Annotated in this window: 15 protein-coding genes; 11 read left to right on the top strand and 4 right to left on the bottom strand. The window is 72.4% G+C overall.

Annotated features, from left to right (window positions below; all coding sequences use genetic code 11):
* Positions 1–49 precede the first annotated feature (49 nt).
* The 4 genes from EDD27_RS13325 to EDD27_RS57710 form a co-directional block, all read right to left on the bottom strand.
* Entirely contained in the window at positions 50–1,960 is a 1,911-nt protein-coding gene (locus EDD27_RS13325; RefSeq protein ID WP_127932719.1) for an APC family permease, read from the bottom strand.
* A gap of 148 nt (positions 1,961–2,108) precedes the next feature.
* Positions 2,109–3,119: a slipin family protein gene (locus EDD27_RS13320; RefSeq protein ID WP_127932718.1), complete on the bottom strand. Its 1,011-nt coding sequence runs from the start codon at positions 3,117–3,119 to the stop codon at positions 2,109–2,111.
* A gap of 36 nt (positions 3,120–3,155) precedes the next feature.
* Entirely contained in the window at positions 3,156–3,512 is a 357-nt protein-coding gene (locus EDD27_RS13315; RefSeq protein WP_127932717.1) for an STAS domain-containing protein, read from the bottom strand.
* Entirely contained in the window at positions 3,513–3,635 is a 123-nt protein-coding gene (locus tag EDD27_RS57710; RefSeq protein ID WP_277750710.1) for a hypothetical protein, read from the bottom strand. It abuts the gene before it with no gap.
* A gap of 129 nt (positions 3,636–3,764) precedes the next feature.
* Between EDD27_RS57710 and EDD27_RS13310 the strand changes: the two genes are divergently transcribed.
* From EDD27_RS13310 to EDD27_RS13265, 11 genes are all read left to right on the top strand, one after another.
* Positions 3,765–4,181, top strand: a complete 417-nt coding sequence (locus EDD27_RS13310) for an SRPBCC family protein (RefSeq protein WP_127932716.1) — start codon at positions 3,765–3,767, stop codon at positions 4,179–4,181.
* Positions 4,182–4,295: 114 nt separating this feature from the next.
* A complete protein-coding gene (locus EDD27_RS57705) occupies positions 4,296–4,430 on the top strand; it encodes a hypothetical protein (RefSeq protein ID WP_277750709.1) in 135 nt (44 codons plus the stop codon).
* Positions 4,427–5,083 (top strand): DsbA family oxidoreductase, encoded by a 657-nt coding sequence (locus EDD27_RS13305; RefSeq protein ID WP_338324639.1) that lies wholly within the window; start codon positions 4,427–4,429, stop codon positions 5,081–5,083. The genes EDD27_RS57705 and EDD27_RS13305 overlap by 4 nt, the downstream gene beginning before the upstream one ends.
* 176 nt (positions 5,084–5,259) lie before the next feature.
* A complete protein-coding gene (locus tag EDD27_RS13300; protein WP_127932715.1) occupies positions 5,260–6,489 on the top strand; it encodes an alanine racemase in 1,230 nt (409 codons plus the stop codon).
* 55 nt (positions 6,490–6,544) lie between these two features.
* Positions 6,545–7,930 carry a diaminobutyrate--2-oxoglutarate transaminase gene (locus EDD27_RS13295; RefSeq protein WP_127932714.1) on the top strand — a complete coding sequence of 462 codons (1,386 nt, stop codon included), beginning with the start codon at positions 6,545–6,547 and terminating at the stop codon, positions 7,928–7,930.
* Positions 7,927–9,465 (top strand): pyridoxal phosphate-dependent decarboxylase family protein, encoded by a 1,539-nt coding sequence (locus tag EDD27_RS13290; protein WP_127932713.1) that lies wholly within the window; start codon positions 7,927–7,929, stop codon positions 9,463–9,465. Before EDD27_RS13295 ends, EDD27_RS13290 begins: the two co-directional genes overlap by 4 nt.
* Entirely contained in the window at positions 9,462–11,315 is a 1,854-nt protein-coding gene (locus EDD27_RS13285; RefSeq protein ID WP_127932712.1) for an IucA/IucC family protein, read from the top strand. The genes EDD27_RS13290 and EDD27_RS13285 overlap by 4 nt, the downstream gene beginning before the upstream one ends.
* Positions 11,312–12,679, top strand: coding sequence for a lysine N(6)-hydroxylase/L-ornithine N(5)-oxygenase family protein (locus EDD27_RS13280; protein WP_241564010.1), 1,368 nt, complete (start codon positions 11,312–11,314; stop codon positions 12,677–12,679). Before EDD27_RS13285 ends, EDD27_RS13280 begins: the two co-directional genes overlap by 4 nt.
* Positions 12,676–13,878, top strand: coding sequence for an MFS transporter (locus EDD27_RS13275; protein ID WP_127932710.1), 1,203 nt, complete (start codon positions 12,676–12,678; stop codon positions 13,876–13,878). The genes EDD27_RS13280 and EDD27_RS13275 overlap by 4 nt, the downstream gene beginning before the upstream one ends.
* Positions 13,875–15,644 carry an IucA/IucC family protein gene (locus EDD27_RS13270; RefSeq protein WP_127932709.1) on the top strand — a complete coding sequence of 590 codons (1,770 nt, stop codon included), beginning with the start codon at positions 13,875–13,877 and terminating at the stop codon, positions 15,642–15,644. Before EDD27_RS13275 ends, EDD27_RS13270 begins: the two co-directional genes overlap by 4 nt.
* On the top strand, positions 15,641–16,996 hold the full coding sequence (locus EDD27_RS13265) for a glutamine synthetase family protein (protein WP_127932708.1): 1,356 nt from the start codon (positions 15,641–15,643) through the stop codon (positions 16,994–16,996). The genes EDD27_RS13270 and EDD27_RS13265 overlap by 4 nt, the downstream gene beginning before the upstream one ends.
* Positions 16,997–17,004: the final 8 nt, after the last annotated feature.

Raw genomic sequence — 17,004 nt, 5'->3', positions numbered from 1 at the left:
CATTAAGAAAGTAGCGCACTAACGGGACACTTGCACCATTAATGACTCCTCAGCCGACGTGGACGTGCGGGCGGCGTTCCAGATCGGGCTCGGCCTGGCGGAGCACCTCCCGGGTCAGCGGCGGTACGTCGCCGCCTCCGAAGACCAGGTACCGCAGCATGGCCACGACCGGATTGCCCTCGGTCCAATGGAAGTAGATGTGCGGCACCGAGCCGGTGCGGTCACGCAGGTAGAGCAGGAGCGCGGCGAGCGTGTTGGGCACGGCCGAGCTCTCGATGGTGAGGATCTTGTGGCCGTAGCGTTCCTCACCCTTGACGTGCAGCTCGGTCTCGAACTCCGAGGCGTCCGGCACCGACACCTCCACGAACAACACCGGCTCGGAGCTGCGCAGCCGGTGGTTGAGCCAGGTCTCGCGCAGCTTGTCGGTGTATTCCACCTGGTCGCGCACGTGCGGCTCGTTGGCGATGACGTGCACCTCGCCGCACGCGTCGTTGACGAACTCCTCGGCCAGCGCGTCCAGGTGCACCTCGGTCACCCGCAGCTCGGTCGAACGGGTGGCGCGGGAGATCAGCGAGGTGACGATGACGGCCGCGATGAAGAACGAGGCGATCTTCACGCCGTCCGGCCGCTCGATCACGTTGTCCACCAGCGTGTACGCCAGCACCGCGGAGATCATCATGTAGGCGGCGGCCGCCTTGTGCTGGCGTTTCCTGCGGGCCGACAGCGTGACGGCCACCGCGGCCGAGAGCATGAGCACCAGCACGCCGGTGGCGTACGCGCCGGCCTGGGCGTCCACGTCGGCGTCGAACATGATCGTGATGGCGAACGCGATCGCCGAGAACACCAGCACCAGCGGCCGCACCGCGCCGGTCCACTCCGGCGCCATGCCGTAGCGCGGCAGGTACCGCGGCACCAGGTTGATCAGCCCGGCCATCGCCGACGCGCCGGCGAACCACAGGATCGCGATCGTGGAGACGTCGTAGACGGTGCCGAACCAGTCGCCCAGGTAGCTGTGCGCCAGGTAGGCCAGCGCCCGCCCGTTGGCCTTGCCGCCCTCCTCGAACTCCTGGTGCGGAATGAGCACGGTGGTGACGAAGCTGGAGAAGATCAGGAAAACGCTCATGATCAGCGCCGCGGTGGTGAGCAGCCGCCGGGTGCCCTTGATCCGCTCCGCGATGTCGCCCTTGACCACCGGCATCACCGCCACTCCGGTCTCGAACCCGGACATGCCCAGCGCCAGCTTCGGCATCACCAGCAACGACAGCCCGATCATGGCCAGCGGGCTGCTGAAGTCCAGGCTCAGCGCCCGCTGCCAGTCCACCACGACCTGCGGGGATTGCAGCACGTGGACGATCGCGGTCGCCACCACGACCGCGTTCAGCCCCAGGTAGGCGAACACCAGCAGCACGGCGATGCCGATGGCCTCGGTGAAGCCCATCAGGAACACCCCGCCGAGCGCCGCCAGGAGCACCAGCGTCACCAGCACCCGCTGCCCGGCCAGGAAGTCCGGCACGAACGGGTTCTCCAGGATGTGCGCGGTCGCGTCCGCCGCCGACAACGTCATGGTGATCACGAAGTCGGTGGCCGCGAACCCGAGCAGGGCCAGCACGAACAACTTGCCCCACCACTGCGGGGCCAGCTTCTCCAGCATCGCGATCGAGCCCTGCCCGTACGGGCTCTCGGCCGCGACCCGGCGGTAGACCGGGAGTGCGCCCAGCAGCGTCAACGCCACCAGGAATAACGTGGCCAGCGGCGAGAGCAGCCCGGCGGCCAGCGCGGCGATCCCCGGCTGGTAGCCCAGCGTGGAGAAATAGTCCACACCGGTCAGGCACATCACCCGCCACCATGGGTGCTTGACGTGGGGACCGTGCTCGATCTGCTTACGGTCGGTCTGCAATCCCTGGAGCAGCCAGGAACGCAGCGTTCCCTCCGTGGCAGCTGGCTGTTTTGCCAGCACCATAACGGTCACCCTTCATCAAAATGGCGCAGGACGCATCGCACCCTATCCAGGGCGGAAGGCCGTTTCACCAGGTCAGGGCGTCAAAAAAACGTATATATCCGTCGGCGTGGTGGCCCCACGGCCATCCCGCCGGACACTGGCGCGTGGTCTACTCGGCGCGCTTCGCCGAGCCGGAGCGGTGAGGCTTCCGGGGATCCGGCACTCCTACGTCGGTCAGCGGGGCGGGCCTCGCCGCCTCGTCCTGGGCCGCGCCGAGCCCTGTGACGGCGGGCTGCTCCTCCTCGGCGAGACGGTGCTCCGTGAGGGCAGGCTGCTCGCCCTGCGGCTGGACCTGCTGCTCGCCGTCGGGCTGGATCCGTTCGGCGCCGGCCGTGGCGGGCTCCGCGGTCTGCTCCCGCGTGCCGGCCTGCGCCGCCCGGTCGAAGAACCGCAGCAACTCGACCGGCAGCGGCATGATCAAGGTGGAGTTCTTCTCCGCGGCCACCTCCACCACGGTCTGCAGCAGCCGCAGCTGCAGCGCGCCGGGCGTCTGCGACATGATGCCCGAGGCGTCGGCCAGCTTGTGCGCGGCCCGCAGCTCGCCGTCCGCGACGATCACCCTGGACCGTCGCTCCCGTTCGGCTTCGGCCTGCCGGGCGATGGAGCGTTTCATGGCCTCGGGCAGCTGGACGTCCTTGATCTCCACCCGATCGATGTGAATGCCCCAGCCGAGCGCGGGGCTGTCGATCATCAGCGCGAGGCCCTTGTTCAGTTCCTCCCGGTTAGTCAGCAGATCGTCCAATTCGCTCTTGCCGATGATGGACCGCAACGAGGTCTGCGCCACCTGCTCGACGGCGAACAGGTAGTTCTGCACCTCGATGGCGGCTCGCATGGGGTCTTGGACCCTGAAGTAGGCCACCGCGTCGACCCGTACGGAGACGTTGTCCCTCGTGATGCCCTCCTGCGTCGGAATGGGCATCGTGACGATCTGGACGTTGACCTTCTTCATGTGTTCCACGCCGGGGATGAGGAATCTCAGGCCCGGCTGCCGGATATGCGGCTGTGCCCTGCCGAAGCGGAACACGATGCCGCGCTCGACTTGGTTGACCACCCTCACTCCGGAGACCGCGAGCAGGAAGAGCAAGAAGCCGATGACTACGAGCACGATGTTGATGTCCATGGCCGTGTCCCTTCACCTTCGAGCCTAGTCCCGAATTCAGCTGGTACGGGTGGCCAGGACGGCTGCGATGGCGTGCTCCACCGTGACGTACGTGGGCAGGCGGCCGTCCACTCCGGTGATGTGCAGCAGGCGAGCGGGCGCGCCCCGTGCGGCGCACAGGTGCGCGTTGGAGCCGTCGCCGGTGCAGGTGCGGGCGCACGCCAGCAGGACGTGCAGGCCGGAGCTGTCCAGGAACGACAGCTCGGACAGGTCGAAGATCACATGGTCGCCGGGGCGGCGGACACGGTCGACGTAGTCCGCGAGCTGGGCGCTGTTGGTCTTGTCGACCTCACCGGCGATGGCGATCACGCTCATGTCGGGAAGATGCTGATGAGTCACGGCTAACGGGGCCATTCAGCGGGCCGGCTGCCTTTCCCGGCCTGCACGCCCCAGGTGCCGGCCGCCGACGCGTACCAGGTCGCGGATGAAGGCCAGGCCGGCGCTGACGGGGCAGCGCGGCTCTGACTGCACGCTCATGAGTCGTCTCGCCCACCGGGTTGTCGGGGATAGGAAGGCCTTGTTCCTCTTTCCCAGGGACAGACCGCCAAACAAGATGTCCTGGACGGGTCCAACCGGTTCACAAGCCGACCTGCCCATACTGCCCTCATGCACTTCGAGACCACGATCGACATCGACGCACCCCTGGAGCGGATCTGGCGCGTCATGACGGACATCGCCCGCTGGCCCGCGTTCATGCCCACGGTGACCAGCGTCGAGCGTCTCGGCGACGGCCCGCCGGCGCTCGGCGGCCGGATCCGGATCAAGCAGCCGGGGTTGCCCGCGCTGCTCTGGCGAGTGACCGAGTTCGACGAGGGCAGCTCGTTCGGCTGGCGGTCGGCCGGCGCGGGCCTGACCACGGTCGCCGGGCACACGCTCACGCCGCGGACGGCAGGCGCGTCGCTCCGGCTCACGATCGACCAGTCCGGGCCGGCGGCGCCGCTGATCGGCCTGCTCACCAAGGGGCGCACCACCAGGTACGTACGCACGGAGGCGGAGAGCATCAAACGGCGCTGCGAAGGCTGACCGCCTCAGCTCGATCAGCGGTAGCCGGCGGTGCCGGCCGGCCCCGCGCGGCCGACCTGGGATGGGAATGCGGCCGCTCCGGGTTATGCGGAGGAACACGTGATTGGAGTGATCATGCCTGCTCTTCCCGACTCCGTGGAGCCCGCTCCCGACGAGCGCCCCGATACGGAACCGGTCAACCCTTCCCCCTTGGTCACGCTGGGCTCGGACGCCGCGCCCGTGTGCACGGACGGGGTGTGCGTCCTGTGAGCACGGTGCGCATCGACATCTGGTCCGACGTCGTCTGCCCGTGGTGCTACATCGGCAAGCGGCGCCTGGAGTCGGCCCTCGCCCGCTTCGAGCACGCCGACGAGGTGGAGCTGCACTGGCACAGTTTCCAGCTCGACCCCTCCCACCCCAAGGGACACCGCGAACCGTCCTTCGACCACCTGGCCAGGAAGTACGGCGCCGCACCGGCCCAGGTACGGCAGATGACCCAGCAGGTCACCGACCTCGCCGCCGCCGAAGGCCTCACGTACGCACTCGACAAGGCCATCTCGGTCAACACGATCGACGCCCACCGGGTGAGCCATCTGGCGGCCCAGCACGGTCTGGGCGCGCAGATGCACGAGCGGCTGCTCAGCGCCCACCTGGTCGAAGGCGAAATCGTCGACGACCCCGACACCCTGGTCCGCCTCGCCGCCGAGCTCGGCATTCCCGAGGACGAGACCCGGAAGGTCCTCGGCAGCGACGCCTACGCCGACGCCGTGGAGGCCGACATCAGTGAGGCACGCGGCCTCGGCATCACCGGCGTGCCGTTCTTCGTGCTCAACCGCGCCTACGGCGTGTCGGGCGCGCAGGCCGCCGACACCTTCCTGTCTGCCCTGCGCACCGTCCGCTCGGAGGCCGTCGCGGCACGCTGAATCGACTGCAGGGAGTGGGCCGCGACCGATACGGTCGCGGCCCACAGTCATGTCGTGCTCTGGATCACACGATGACGTCTTGCGTATGACGGAGATTAATTTTAGGTTAGCCTTACCTAAATAGAACTCTCTGGGGGCATGCCCCTTCTCATCTGTTCCCTCACAGGAAAGAAGCCATGTCCATCCAGCTGCCGCCGTCTGCCGCGCCACGCTCCGCCTACCCGGTGGACCTGCTCCCCCGCACCGTCCGCGATCGGCTCCTCGACCTGGCGCAGGCCGCCACCCCGGTCTCCGCCTACCTGTACGACGGCGCGGTGGCCGCCGAGCGGGCCCGCGAGTTACGCACGGCGCTCCCCGGGTGGGCGGCCGTCTACTACGCGGTCAAGGCCAACTCCTTCCCCGGCGTCGTCGCGGCCCTGGCGCCCCACGTGGACGGGTTCGAGGTCGCGTCCAGGTCCGAGCTGGACCTGGCCCGGGGACTCACCGGCACGGCACGCGTCGTGGCCGCGGGACCCGCCAAGTCGGTCCCGCTCCTGACGGCGCTGGTCAGGGCCGGAGTGGAGGCGATCAACGCCGAGAGCCTGCTCGAACTCCACCGCATCAGCCGGATCGCGGTCGGCGAGGGCACCACGGCCCGGGTGGCGCTGCGGGTGAACCCGGCCGCCATCCCCGTCACGGGGTCCCTGCACATGGGAGGCGTGCCGTCCCAGTTCGGCGTGGCCGAGCCGGACGTGCCCGAGGTGCTGCGGGCCGCCGCCCGGCTGCCCGGCCTGGACCTGGTCGGCTTCCACGTCCACGCCGCCTCGGGCAACCTGGACGCCGAATCCCACGCCGCGTACCTGCGCTGGTGCCTGGACTGGAGCGTACGCACCGCCTGGGACAACGGCGTCGAGCTGCGTCATGTGGACATCGGCGGCGGCATCGGCGTCGCGTTCGAGGACGAGAAACCCTTCGACGTCGCCCGCTTCGGCGAGCTCGCCGGACAGGCCGAGCCGCCGCCGGGCGTGCGGGTGCTGCTGGAGCCCGGCCGGTTCCTGGTCGCCGACTGCGGCTGGTACGCCGCCGAGGTGACCGACGTCAAGACCTCGTACGGCAAACGGTTCGTCGTCCTGCGCGGCGGCATCAACCACTTCCAGCTCCCCACGTCGTGGGACATCGTGCACAACATCGCGGTGCTGCCGATCGAGCGCTGGCCCGAGGGCTGCCCCCGGCCCGCCGCCGAGGACGCCGAGGTCACGGTCGTCGGCGAGCTGTGCACGCCGGAGGACACCCTGCTGCGCGACGTCCGCGTCGACCGCGTGCGCGCCGGCGACCTGGTCGTCTTTCCCAACGCGGGTTCCTACGGCTGGGAATTCGCCATGCACGCCTTCCTCGGTCACCCCGTGGCCGAGCGCCACCTGCTCTGAGCCCCATCGGCCCGCCGGGCCGTACCGTCGTCCACCTCTGCCATCCGGAGCCTGAATGACTCTGCATCCGACCGACCTCGACCCCGCACTCCGCATCGACGCCGTGCTGCGGCGGCAACGCGACCGGGAGTCCTCGGCGCGGACCTATGCCCGTTCGTTCCCGGTCGTCCCGGTACGCGCGCACGGCATGACGATCGAGGGCGCCGACGGCCGCCACTACCTCGACTGCCTGTCCGGCGCGGGCACCCTCGCGCTCGGCCACAACCACCCGGTGGTGATCGAGGCCATCAGGCGCACCGTGGACAGCGGAGCCCCGCTGCACGTGCTCGACCTGGCCACGCCGGAGAAGGACGCGTTCACCGAGGCGCTGTTCGCCACCCTTCCCCCCGCCTTCGCCGACCGGGCCCGCGTGCACTTCTGCGGGCCCGCCGGAACCGACGCCGTGGAGGCGGCGCTCAAGCTCATGCAGACCGCCACCGGCCGGCGCGGGCTGCTCGCCTTCACCGGCGCCTACCACGGCATGACCACGGGTGCCTTGGCCGTCACCGGAAACGTCGCGGTCAAGGAGCCGGTGGCCGGGATCGCCGCGGACGTGACCCGCCTGCCGTACCCGTACTCCTACCGCTGCCCGTTCGGCGTCGGCGGCGAGTGGGGCGCGGAGTTGTCGGCGGCCTACACCGAGCGGCTGCTCGACGACCCCTCCGGCGGCGTGGTGCCGCCGGCCGCGATGATCCTTGAGGCGGTGCAGGGCGAGGGCGGCGCCGTGCCCGCCCCGGACTCCTGGCTGCGCCAGATGCGCCGGATCACCGCCGAGCGCGGCATCCCGCTGATCGTGGACGAGGTGCAGACCGGGGTGGGTCGCACCGGCGCGTTCTGGGCGGTGGAGCACAGCGGGGTCATTCCCGACGCCATGGTGATGTCCAAGGCCATCGGCGGGAGCCTGCCCCTGGCCGTGGTGGTCTATCACGAGGACTACGACGGCTGGCGGCCCGGCGCGCACACCGGCACGTTCCGCGGCAACACCCTGGCCATGGCGGCCGGGACCGCGACCCTGCGGCACGTCGCCCGCGAAGGGCTGGCCGAGCGGGCCGCGACGGTCGGGGCCCGGATGACGGCCCGGCTGGACGGGCTGCGCGGCGAGTTGCCGGCGATCGGCGACGTCCGCGGGCGCGGTCTGATGATCGGCGTCGAGCTCGTCGATCCCGAAGGCGAACCCGACTCCTGTGGCGCCCGTCCGCCGGCCCCGCGGACGGCGGCCGGGGTCCGCGCCGCATGCCTGGACCGCGGCCTCATCGTGGAGCTGGGCGGCCGCCACGACTCCACCGTCCGCCTGCTGCCGCCGCTGGTCATCACGGACGAGCAGGCGGAGGCCGTCCTGGACCGGCTGGCCGACGCGATCGCCGAGGTCACCGCTCCGCGGCTCACGGGGCGGCGGGCATGACCGCTGTGGTCGCGCCCGCGCTGTCCGGCGGCGTCTCCGGGGCCGCCGCCCTGGGGCCGATGGTGCGTACCGTGCTGGAGGCCCTGGCCGAAGGCGCGGCACGGCGCGGCGGGCCGATCCCCGCCGGCACGCCCCAGGAGCTCTTCGCGCGGGTCGCCCGGGCGCTCACCGAGCCGGGCGGTGACCGGGCCTTCGGCCGGCCCGGTGACGAGCTCGCCCATGCATTCGCCGGACCGGGCGGTGACGACGACGCCCTGCGGCGGCTGACCACGCTCGTGGCCGCCGGCAGCGCCGACCCGGCAGACCCGGCCTGCGCCGCGCACCTGCACTGCCCGCCGCTCGCCGTGGCCGTGGCCGCCGACCTGGCGGTCTCCGCGCTCAACCCGTCGCAGGACTCCTGGGACCAGGCGCCTGCGACCACCGCCCTGGAGACCCTGGTGCTGGGTGAGCTGGCCGAGCTGGTGGGATACCCGTCCACGGCCGCGGGGGTGCTCACCTCCGGCGGCACCGAGTCCAACCTCATGGGCCTGATGCTGGCCAGGGACCGGGTGCTCGGGCGCGCTAGCGGGTGCAGGATCGAGCGCAGCGGCCTGCCGGCGGGCGCGCCGCGGGCACGGATCTTCGCCTCCGCCGCCGCCCACTTCTCGGTACGGCGCGCCGCCGCCCTGCTGGGCCTGGGCGAGGACGCGGTCGTCACCATCCCCGTGGACCGCGACCTGCGGATGAACCAGGACGAGCTGGCGGCCGCGCTGCGGGAGTGCGTCCGGCGGGGCGAGCTGCCCATGGCCGTGGTCGCCACCGCCGGCACCACCGACACCGGGGCGATCGACCCCCTGAACGCCTGCGCTGACCTGGCCGCCGAGCACGGCGCCTGGATGCACGTGGACGCCGCGTACGGTGGCGGCGCGCTGCTCTCCGACCGGCTGGCCCCGCTGCTGGCCGGCCTGGAGAGGGCCGACTCGGTGTCGCTGGACTGGCACAAGCTGGGCTGGCAACCCGTCGCCGCGGGCGTCTTCCTGGTGCGGCGGGCCGAGACGTACGCGTCCCTGGCCCGGCGCGCCGCCTACCTCAACCCGGCCGACGACGAGGACGCCGGCTACTCCAGCCTGCTGGGGCTCTCCCTGCGCACCACGCGCCGCCCCGACGCCTTCAAGATCGCCGTCACGCTCGCCACCCTGGGCAGGGACGGCCTGGGCCGTCTCGTCGACACCTGCCACGACCTGGCCCACGCCGGGGCCGCGGCCGTACGCACCCATCCCCGGCTGGAGCTGCACGCGGACCCGGTGCTGACGGCCTTCCTCTTCCGGTACCTGCCCGCCGATCCCGCCCTGGCCGACCGGGTGAACGCCGGGCTGCGGCGGCGCCTGCTCCGCGAGGGGCGTGCCGTCGTCGGCCGTACCGAGCTCCCGGGAGAGGGGCCGGGCCGCGTCCGGCTCAAGCTCACGCTGCTCAACCCGCATGTGACGGCCACCGAGGTGGAGCGGCTCGTCCACCTGGTCGCCGCGGCGGGCGAGGCCGAGGAGGAGACGCTGTGACCGGGCCCGGGCCGGACCTGTCCGGTGAGCCCACGCCCCTCGGCGCGGACCTGCACGACGTGCTCCCGTCCGGTGAGCCCACGCCCCTCGGGGCGGATCCTCTTGACCATCCCGACCCCTTCCGTGCGGGGGAGGCCGCGGCGATGGAGACGCTGCTCCGAGCCTATGTGCGCGAGACCGCGACCCCGGTCCCGGTCGCGGGTGAGGAGCTGCTGCTCGACTTTCCCGCCAGCGGCGTCCGGCTGAGTGTCCCGGTGCGATACCGGTCGGCCACCGGCTGGCACCGCTTCGGCGAACCGCACGTCGTCCCCGAGGGCGGCGCGCGCGGCGCCACCGATCCGGTCCCCGCCGATGCCGCGCTCGTGGCCGCCGTCGCCATCCGTGAGGCGGTCGTGCGGCGGCGGTTGCCGCATCACCTCGGGTCCGATGCCGTGGCCCGGGTGCTGGACTCGGGCCGCCGTACCGGGACGTTTCTCGCGCGGCGGCGAGGCGAGGGCGGGGCGGAGGCGACGCCGTTCCTCGAGGCCGAGCAGGCACTGTTACTGGGGCATCCGTTCCATCCCGCGCCCAAGAGCAGGCAGGAGGCGTCCGACGGGGAGCTCGACGCCTATTCTCCGGAGCTGCGGGGCTCGTTCCAGCTGCACTGGTTCGCCGCCGATCCCGCCATCGTCGTCGGTGACAGCGCCGACGGGCGGAGCCCGGCCGAGCTGCTGCGCGGCCTCGCCGCTGGGCTGCGGCTTCCCGAGGGCATGGTGCCCATCCCCGCCCATCCGTGGCAGGCGCGTGAGGTGCTGCGCCGTCCCGAGGTGGCGTCGCTGGTCGAAGCGGGACTGCTGCGCCCGCTCGGGGCGGCGGGGCCGGCGTGGCATCCGACCTCGTCGGTACGCACCGTGCACCGGCCGGACGCCGGCGCGATGCTCAAACTCTCCCTCGGCATGCGGATCACCAACTCGCGCAGGAACAATCTGCGCAGCGAAATGCGGCTCGGCGTCCGGGCCGCCCGCTTGCTGGCCGCCGGCCCGGGCGACTGGCTGCGCGCCGAGCATCCGGAGTTCGGGATCCTGCGCGACTTCGCGTGGGTGTCAGCGGGCGCCGACGGGCCGGAGACCGGGCTGGAGACCGCCATCCGCGACAACCCCTTCCGCGGCGGCCCGGGTGACGGGCAGTGCGTGGCGGGGCTGCTGGCCGAGCGCACGGGGCCGGGTGACGGCACGCCGCCCCGGCACCGCGCGCTGCTGTCCGCCGCCACGGCACGCCTCGCCCGGGCGCACGGCCTCTCCCTCGCCGAGGCGTCGGCCCGCTGGCTGGCCCGCTATCTCGACGTGCTGGTCGTGCCGCTGATCAGGCTGCACGCGCGATACGGCATCGCGCTGGAGCCGCACCACCAGAACACCCTGGTGGCGCTGGACGGCGACGGACTGCCCCGCGCGGGCTGGTACCGGGACAGCCAGGGCTACTACGTGGCCGCCTCCATGGCGGGCGCGTTGGAGCGGCTGCTGCCCGGCCTGGCCGACGGCGTGGAGATGGTCTTCGAGGACGATTTCGTGGACGAGCGGGTCGCCTACTACCTGGGGATCAACAACCTGCTCGGACTGGTGGGCGCGTTCGGGGCGCTCGGGCTCGCCGACGAGGGCGGCCTGCTGCGCGTGCTGCGTGCCGCGCTGGAGCGGCTGCGGGCGGTGGAGCCGGGCGCGAAGGGCCTGCTCGACCTGCTGCTCGACGCGCCGGCGCTGCGTTGCAAGGGCAACTTCCTGACCTGCGTGGACGGCCGCGACGAACTCGTCGGCGACGTGCACACGCAGTCCGTTTACATCGACCTTCCCAACCCTCTCACGGAGGTGCAGTGGTGACCACGTACGACCTGGTGGGAGTGGGCATCGGCCCGTTCAACCTGTCCCTGGCCGCGCTCTGCGACGGCGTGCCGGAAGTGCGCGCGCTCTTCCTGGACGGCAAGCGGGCCTTCTCCTGGCACCCCGGCCTGCTGATGGAGGGGACCGTCCTGCAGGTGCCGTTCCTCGCCGACCTGGTGACCATGGCGGATCCGACCAGCCCCTGGTCGTACCTGAACTACCTGCGCCGCCACGACCGGATGTTCCCCTTCTTCTTCTCCGAGCGCTTCCACATCCCGCGCCGCGAGTACGACCACTACTGCCGCTGGGTCGCCGAGCGGCTGCCCTCCTGCCGGTTCGACGCCCAGGTGACCGCGCTGGAGTGGGACGAGGAGGCCGCGGCGTTCGCGGTGACGTACCGGTCCGCGGCCGGGGCGGTCACCCGTGTGCTGGCCAGGAAGGTCGTGCTGGGCGTCGGCACCGAGCCGGTCGTCCCTGAGCCGCTGCGCCCGCTGCTGGCGGAGGCGCACGCCGGCCGGGTGCTGCACAGCGCCGGCTACCGCGCCCACCGCGACCGGCTCGCCGCCGCGCCCGACGTCACGGTGATCGGCGCCGGCCAGTCGGGGGCGGAGGTGGTGCTGGATCTGCTGCGCTCCGGCGGGCCGTTCGTCCGCTGGCTGGCCCGCACCCCGGCGTTCGCGCCCATGGAGTACTCCAAGATCGGCCTTGAGCACTTCACCCCCGACTACATCCGGTACTTCCGCGGTCTCCCCGAGGCCGAGCGGGAGCGGCTCGTCCGCGAGCAGTGGCAGCTGTACAAGGGGGTGAGCTCGGAGACGCTGGCCGACATCCACGACGAGCTGTACGAGCGGACCATCGGCGGCGCCGAGCCGCCCGCCGCGTTGCACCCCGGAGTGGAGGTCGTGGCGGCCGCCGTCACCACCACTGGCGACGCCGGCGGCTACACGCTGACCTGCCGTCACAGCCCGCAGGACGCGGTCTTCGAGATCCGCACCTCGGCCGTGGTCGCGGCGACCGGGTACGCGGCCGCCCGCCCCGCGTTCCTGGAGCCGCTGTCCGACCTGGTCGACTGGGACGGCAAGGGCCGCTACCAGGTCGACGGCGGCTACCGGGTCGCGCTGGACCCGCGGGTGTCCGGGGAGCTCTACGTCCAGAACGCGGAGATGCACACCCACGGCGTCGGCGCCCCCGATCTCACGCTCGGCGCGTGGCGGGCCGCGACCATACTCAACGCGGTCGCCGGGCGCACGGTGCTGCCCGTCCCCGAGCGGGTGGCCTGGACGACCTTCGGCTCGCCGAGCGCTCCCGAGGCCTCCGGCCTGCCGGAGCCCGCGGCGCCACGCTCGGTGGGCTCGCTGCGGTGAACCGCGCCAAGGTCGTGCTCATCTCGGTGATCGGGCTGCACCTCGTCGCCGAGACCTCGCTCACCCCCTTCCTGCCGCAACTGTTCGACCGGCTGTACGGCATCGACGAGCCCGGCGCCACCGGGCTCTACCTGTGGATCTGCCGCATCGTCGGTCTTGCCGCCCTGCCGCTGTGGGGGCTGGCGGCCCGGCGGTGGCCGCTGCACCGGCTGGTCCTGGCCGGGTTGTGCGGCTCGGCCGTGCTGGATCTGCTCCTGGGGCTCGCGCCCAGTTACGCCGCGTACACCGTGTTGTCGGCGGCCGTCGTGACCACCAACAGCGCGCTGCTGCTGGCCTACCCCGCGTTCATCGCCGAGCACGACGCCGACCCGGCGGGCGGGGAGCGGGCCCGGCTGGCCGGGATCTGCTCGATCGTGGTGGTGTTCCACCTGTCGACCGTGGTGGCGACGATGGTGGGGGCCGGGGTGCTCGCGTTGCCCGAGCCGCGGATCGGCATCTCCGCCTTCGCGGTTCTGGACGTGCTGCTCGCCGTGCTCACCTACCGGGTGCTGGGCAAACGTGCCCCGGCCGGTGCGGCGGACGCCGAGGCCGGCGAGGCCGGTACGGCGGGCGCGCGGTGGCGGCTCACGGGGCTGGTGCTGGTGCAGGCGGCGCTGATCGGCGTGGCGTTCGACTTCTCGGTCAACGTGGCGCGGCCCTTCTTCACCGAGTTCGCCGACGACCTGGGCAGCGGCTCCACCGGGTCGGCGGTGCTGTTCTTCCTGCCCAGCGTGGCCGCGCTGGCCGTGCTGCCCGTCGTGCGCCGCTGCCACGACCTGCTCGGCGACCGGCTGCTGCCGCTGGCCCTGGCCGTGGCCGCCGCCGGGCTCGCCTGGCAGGCGCTGTCGCCGTCATGGCCGGCGCTGGCCGGGGGACGGTTGTTGTTCGGCGTCGGCCTCGGCGTCGGGCAGGTCGCCGTGGAGTTGTGGGTGTTCCGCGCCACCGGCACGGCCGGGCCGGCGTTCACCGCCGTGGAGACCGCCCGGTCGACGGGCCTGCTCGCCGCGCCGGTGGCCGCCGCGGCCGCGGTCTCGTACGACCTCGCGCTGCCCATCGCCGTCGCGGCGGCCGTCCACCTGCTCGCCACCGGCCTGTCCCTGCGCCGCGCCCCGCTCCCCCGGCCGGCACCCGCTCTCACGTACTCCGAGGAGATCCGATGAACCGCCCCACCCGCGACACCTGGCAGCAGGCCGGCCGCCGCCTGCTCACCAAGGCCGTCGAGGAGTTCGCCTACGAGGAGCTGCTGCGCCCGGAGCCCGACCCGGCGTCCGGCCCCGACGCCTACCGGCTGGAGCTGGGTGACGGCGTGCGCTGGACGTTCCGCGCGACCCGCGGCACGTTCGGGAACTGGCGGCTTGTGGACGGCACGGTGCGCCGTCACCCCGACGACGGGGAGAACGGGCCCGAGCGGCTGCTGCTCGACGCGCGGACGGTCCTCGGCTGGGACGGCCCCACCACCGCCGAGGTGCTGCGCGAACTCACCTCGACCCGGCGGGCGGAGGCGGAGCTGCTCGCCCGCGCCCGCACCGCCGCCGAGCTCGCCGATCTGGACCACCTGGAGCTGGAGGCGTACCAGGACGGGCATCCCTGCATGCTGCTCAACAAGGGCAGGCTCGGCTTCGCCGCCTCCGACGCCGCGGCTTACGCCCCCGAGTCGGCCGGCGCCGTCCGGCTGTTGTGGGCGGCCGTGCACACCTCGCTGGCCGAATACTCCGGCGTGCCCGGGCTGGACGCCGAGACGCTCCTGGCGGAAGAGCTGGACGAGGAGACCCGCAAACGCTTCGCGGACCTGGTGCCCGACCCGGCGGTGTACGTCTGGCTGCCCGTTCACCCCTTCCACTGGGACGAGGCCGTCGAGACTCTCTTCGCCCCCTACCTCGCCGACGGCCGCATCGTCCTCCTCGGCGAGGGCCCCGACCGCTACCGGCCGCTGCAGTCCATCCGCACCCTGGCCAACCTGGACGATCCCGCTCGCCGGAACGTCAAGGTGCCGCTCGCCATCCGCAACACGCTGGTGTGGCGGGGGCTGTCCACCGAGCCGACCCGGGCCGCGCCCGACGTGACGGCCTGGCTGCACGCGCTCCGTGACGGGGACGCGTACCTGCGGGACGAGCTGCGCTTCCACCCGCTCGGCGAGGTGGCCTCCGTCGCCGTCCGCCACCCGCTGTACGAGGCGGTGCGCGACGCCCCCTACCGCTACCACGAGCTGCTCGGCGCGGTGTGGCGCGAGCCCGTCGCGGCGCTGCTGCGCGACGGCGAGCGGGCGAGGACCATGGCGGCCCTGCTGAAGATCGGCTCGGACGGGCGGGCGCTGGCGGCCGAGCTCGTCGCGCGGTCGGGGCTCGACGCCCGGGCCTGGCTGTCCAGATTCTTCGCCGCCCTGCTGCCCGGTCTGCTGCACTACCTCTACCGGTACGGGGTGGCGTACTGCCCGCACGGCGAGAACACCGTGATCCTCTACGACGCCGCCGACATCCCCGTGGGCGTCGCGGTCAAGGACTTCGCCGAGGACGTCAACCTGCTGCCCGGGCACCGCCCCGAGTACGCGGGCCTGTCCCCGCGCGCCGACGCGGTGCTGCTGCGCTGGCCGGCGGGCGAGCTGGCGCACTCGCTGCTCAGTGCGGTGTTCGCGGGGCACTTCCGGTTCTTCGCCCCGCTGGCCGAGCGGCATCTCGGCGTGCCGGAGCCGGAGTTCTGGGCGCTCGTCCGCGCCGAGATCGAGCGGTACCACGCCCGCTTCCCCGAGCTTGCGGACAGGTTCGAGGCGTTCGGCCTGTTCGCGCCGGAGTTCGACCGGGTGGCGCTCAACCGGGAGCAGCTGCTCGGCGGCGGTTTCCACGACCGCGCCGAACGCGACGAAGGCTTCGACGTCGTCCACGGCACCGTCCCGAACCCGCTCGCCCCCATCCTTCAGGAGCAGAGATGACCTACGAATGGCTGCGTGCCGAGGCCGAGGCGGGGCGGATCGAGGAGGTGATCGTCAGCGTTCCGGACCTGCAGGGCCGCCTGCAGGGAAGCCGCCTGTCCGTGCCGTACTTCCTGGACGAGGCGGCCCGGCAGGGGTTCGGCGCCTGCGTGTACCTGCTCGCCACCGACGTCGAGATGGACACCGGCCCCGGCTACGCCATCGACGCGTGGAACACCGGCTTCGGCGACTTCGTCCTGCGCCCCGACCCCGCGACGGTGCGGCCGCTCCCCTGGGATCCCGGCACCGCGCTCGTCATCGCCGACGCCCTATGGCCGGGCGCGAGCTCCGGTGAGCCCGTCGAGGTGGCCCCGCGGCGGGTGCTGCGCACGCAGCTCGACCGGCTGGCCGAGCGCGGGCTGGCCGCGTACGCCGGAACCGAGCTGGAGTTCCTGATCTTCCGCGACAGCTACGAGGACGCCTGGGAACGCCGCTACCACGGCTTGCGCACCGGCACCCGCTACAACGTCGACTACTCCCTGCAGGGGCTCGCCGGCATCGAGCCGGTCGTGCGCCGCGTCCGCCGGGAGATGGTCCGCGCGGGGCTCACCATGGAGACCGCCCGGGCCGAGTGCCATGCCGGCCAGTACGAGATCGTCTTCCGCTACGACGAGGCCATGGCGACCTGCGACAAGCACGTGTTCTTCAAGAACGGCGCCAAGGAGATCGCCGCCCAGGAGGGCGTCGCGCTCACCTTCATGCCCAAGTTCGACGAAGGGGAGGGCAACTCCTGCCACATCCACCTGTCGCTGCGTGGCATAGACGGCTCTCTCGCCTTCGCCGGTGATGACGACGACGGCATGTCGGAGCTGATGCGCCACTTCGTGGCCGGGCAACTCGCCTGCCTGCCCGATCTCGCGCTGCTCATGGCCCCGAACGTCAACTCGTACAAACGGCTGCAGCCGGGCGCGTTCGCGCCCACCGGCATCACCTGGGGCAGGGACAACCGCACCTGCCCGATCCGCGTGGTCGGCGCGGGCGCGTCGCTGCGCATCGAGCACCGCGTTCCCGGCGGGGACGCCAACCCCTACCTGGCCGTGGCCGCCGTGCTGGCCGCGGGCCTGCACGGCATCGAGAACCGCCTGCCGCTGCCGGCGCCGCACGCCGCCAACGCGCTGGCCGACCCCGCGGTGCCGCGCCTGCCCACGACCCTGGCCGAGGCGCTGCACCGCTGGGAGACCAGCGAGATCGCGGCCAAGGCCTTCGGCGACGCGGTGCTCGGCCACTACGCCCAGGCGGCGCGGGCCGAGCTGGCGGCTTTCGAGACGGCGGTGACGGACTGGGAGCGGGTACGCGGCTTCGAACGGATGTAGCTTCGCCG

Origin of the sequence: Nonomuraea polychroma (assembly GCF_004011505.1) — a bacterium.
GTDB lineage: Bacteria > Actinomycetota > Actinomycetes > Streptosporangiales > Streptosporangiaceae > Nonomuraea > Nonomuraea polychroma.
Note: the sequence above shows the minus strand (reverse complement) of the source record. Positions and strands in the feature narration are given on the sequence as shown.

Coding starts and splice junctions, on each gene's coding strand:
- EDD27_RS13325 (WP_127932719.1), bottom strand. CDS start 1,960: ATGGTGCTGGCAAAACAGCCAGCTGCCACGGAGGGAACGCTGCGTTCC.
- EDD27_RS13320 (WP_127932718.1), bottom strand. CDS start 3,119: ATGGACATCAACATCGTGCTCGTAGTCATCGGCTTCTTGCTCTTCCTG.
- EDD27_RS13315 (WP_127932717.1), bottom strand. CDS start 3,512: ATGGCCCCGTTAGCCGTGACTCATCAGCATCTTCCCGACATGAGCGTG.
- EDD27_RS57710 (WP_277750710.1), bottom strand. CDS start 3,635: ATGAGCGTGCAGTCAGAGCCGCGCTGCCCCGTCAGCGCCGGCCTGGCC.
- EDD27_RS13310 (WP_127932716.1), top strand. CDS start 3,765: ATGCACTTCGAGACCACGATCGACATCGACGCACCCCTGGAGCGGATC.
- EDD27_RS57705 (WP_277750709.1), top strand. CDS start 4,296: ATGCCTGCTCTTCCCGACTCCGTGGAGCCCGCTCCCGACGAGCGCCCC.
- EDD27_RS13300 (WP_127932715.1), top strand. CDS start 5,260: ATGTCCATCCAGCTGCCGCCGTCTGCCGCGCCACGCTCCGCCTACCCG.
- EDD27_RS13295 (WP_127932714.1), top strand. CDS start 6,545: ATGACTCTGCATCCGACCGACCTCGACCCCGCACTCCGCATCGACGCC.
- EDD27_RS13290 (WP_127932713.1), top strand. CDS start 7,927: ATGACCGCTGTGGTCGCGCCCGCGCTGTCCGGCGGCGTCTCCGGGGCC.
- EDD27_RS13270 (WP_127932709.1), top strand. CDS start 13,875: ATGAACCGCCCCACCCGCGACACCTGGCAGCAGGCCGGCCGCCGCCTG.
- EDD27_RS13265 (WP_127932708.1), top strand. CDS start 15,641: ATGACCTACGAATGGCTGCGTGCCGAGGCCGAGGCGGGGCGGATCGAG.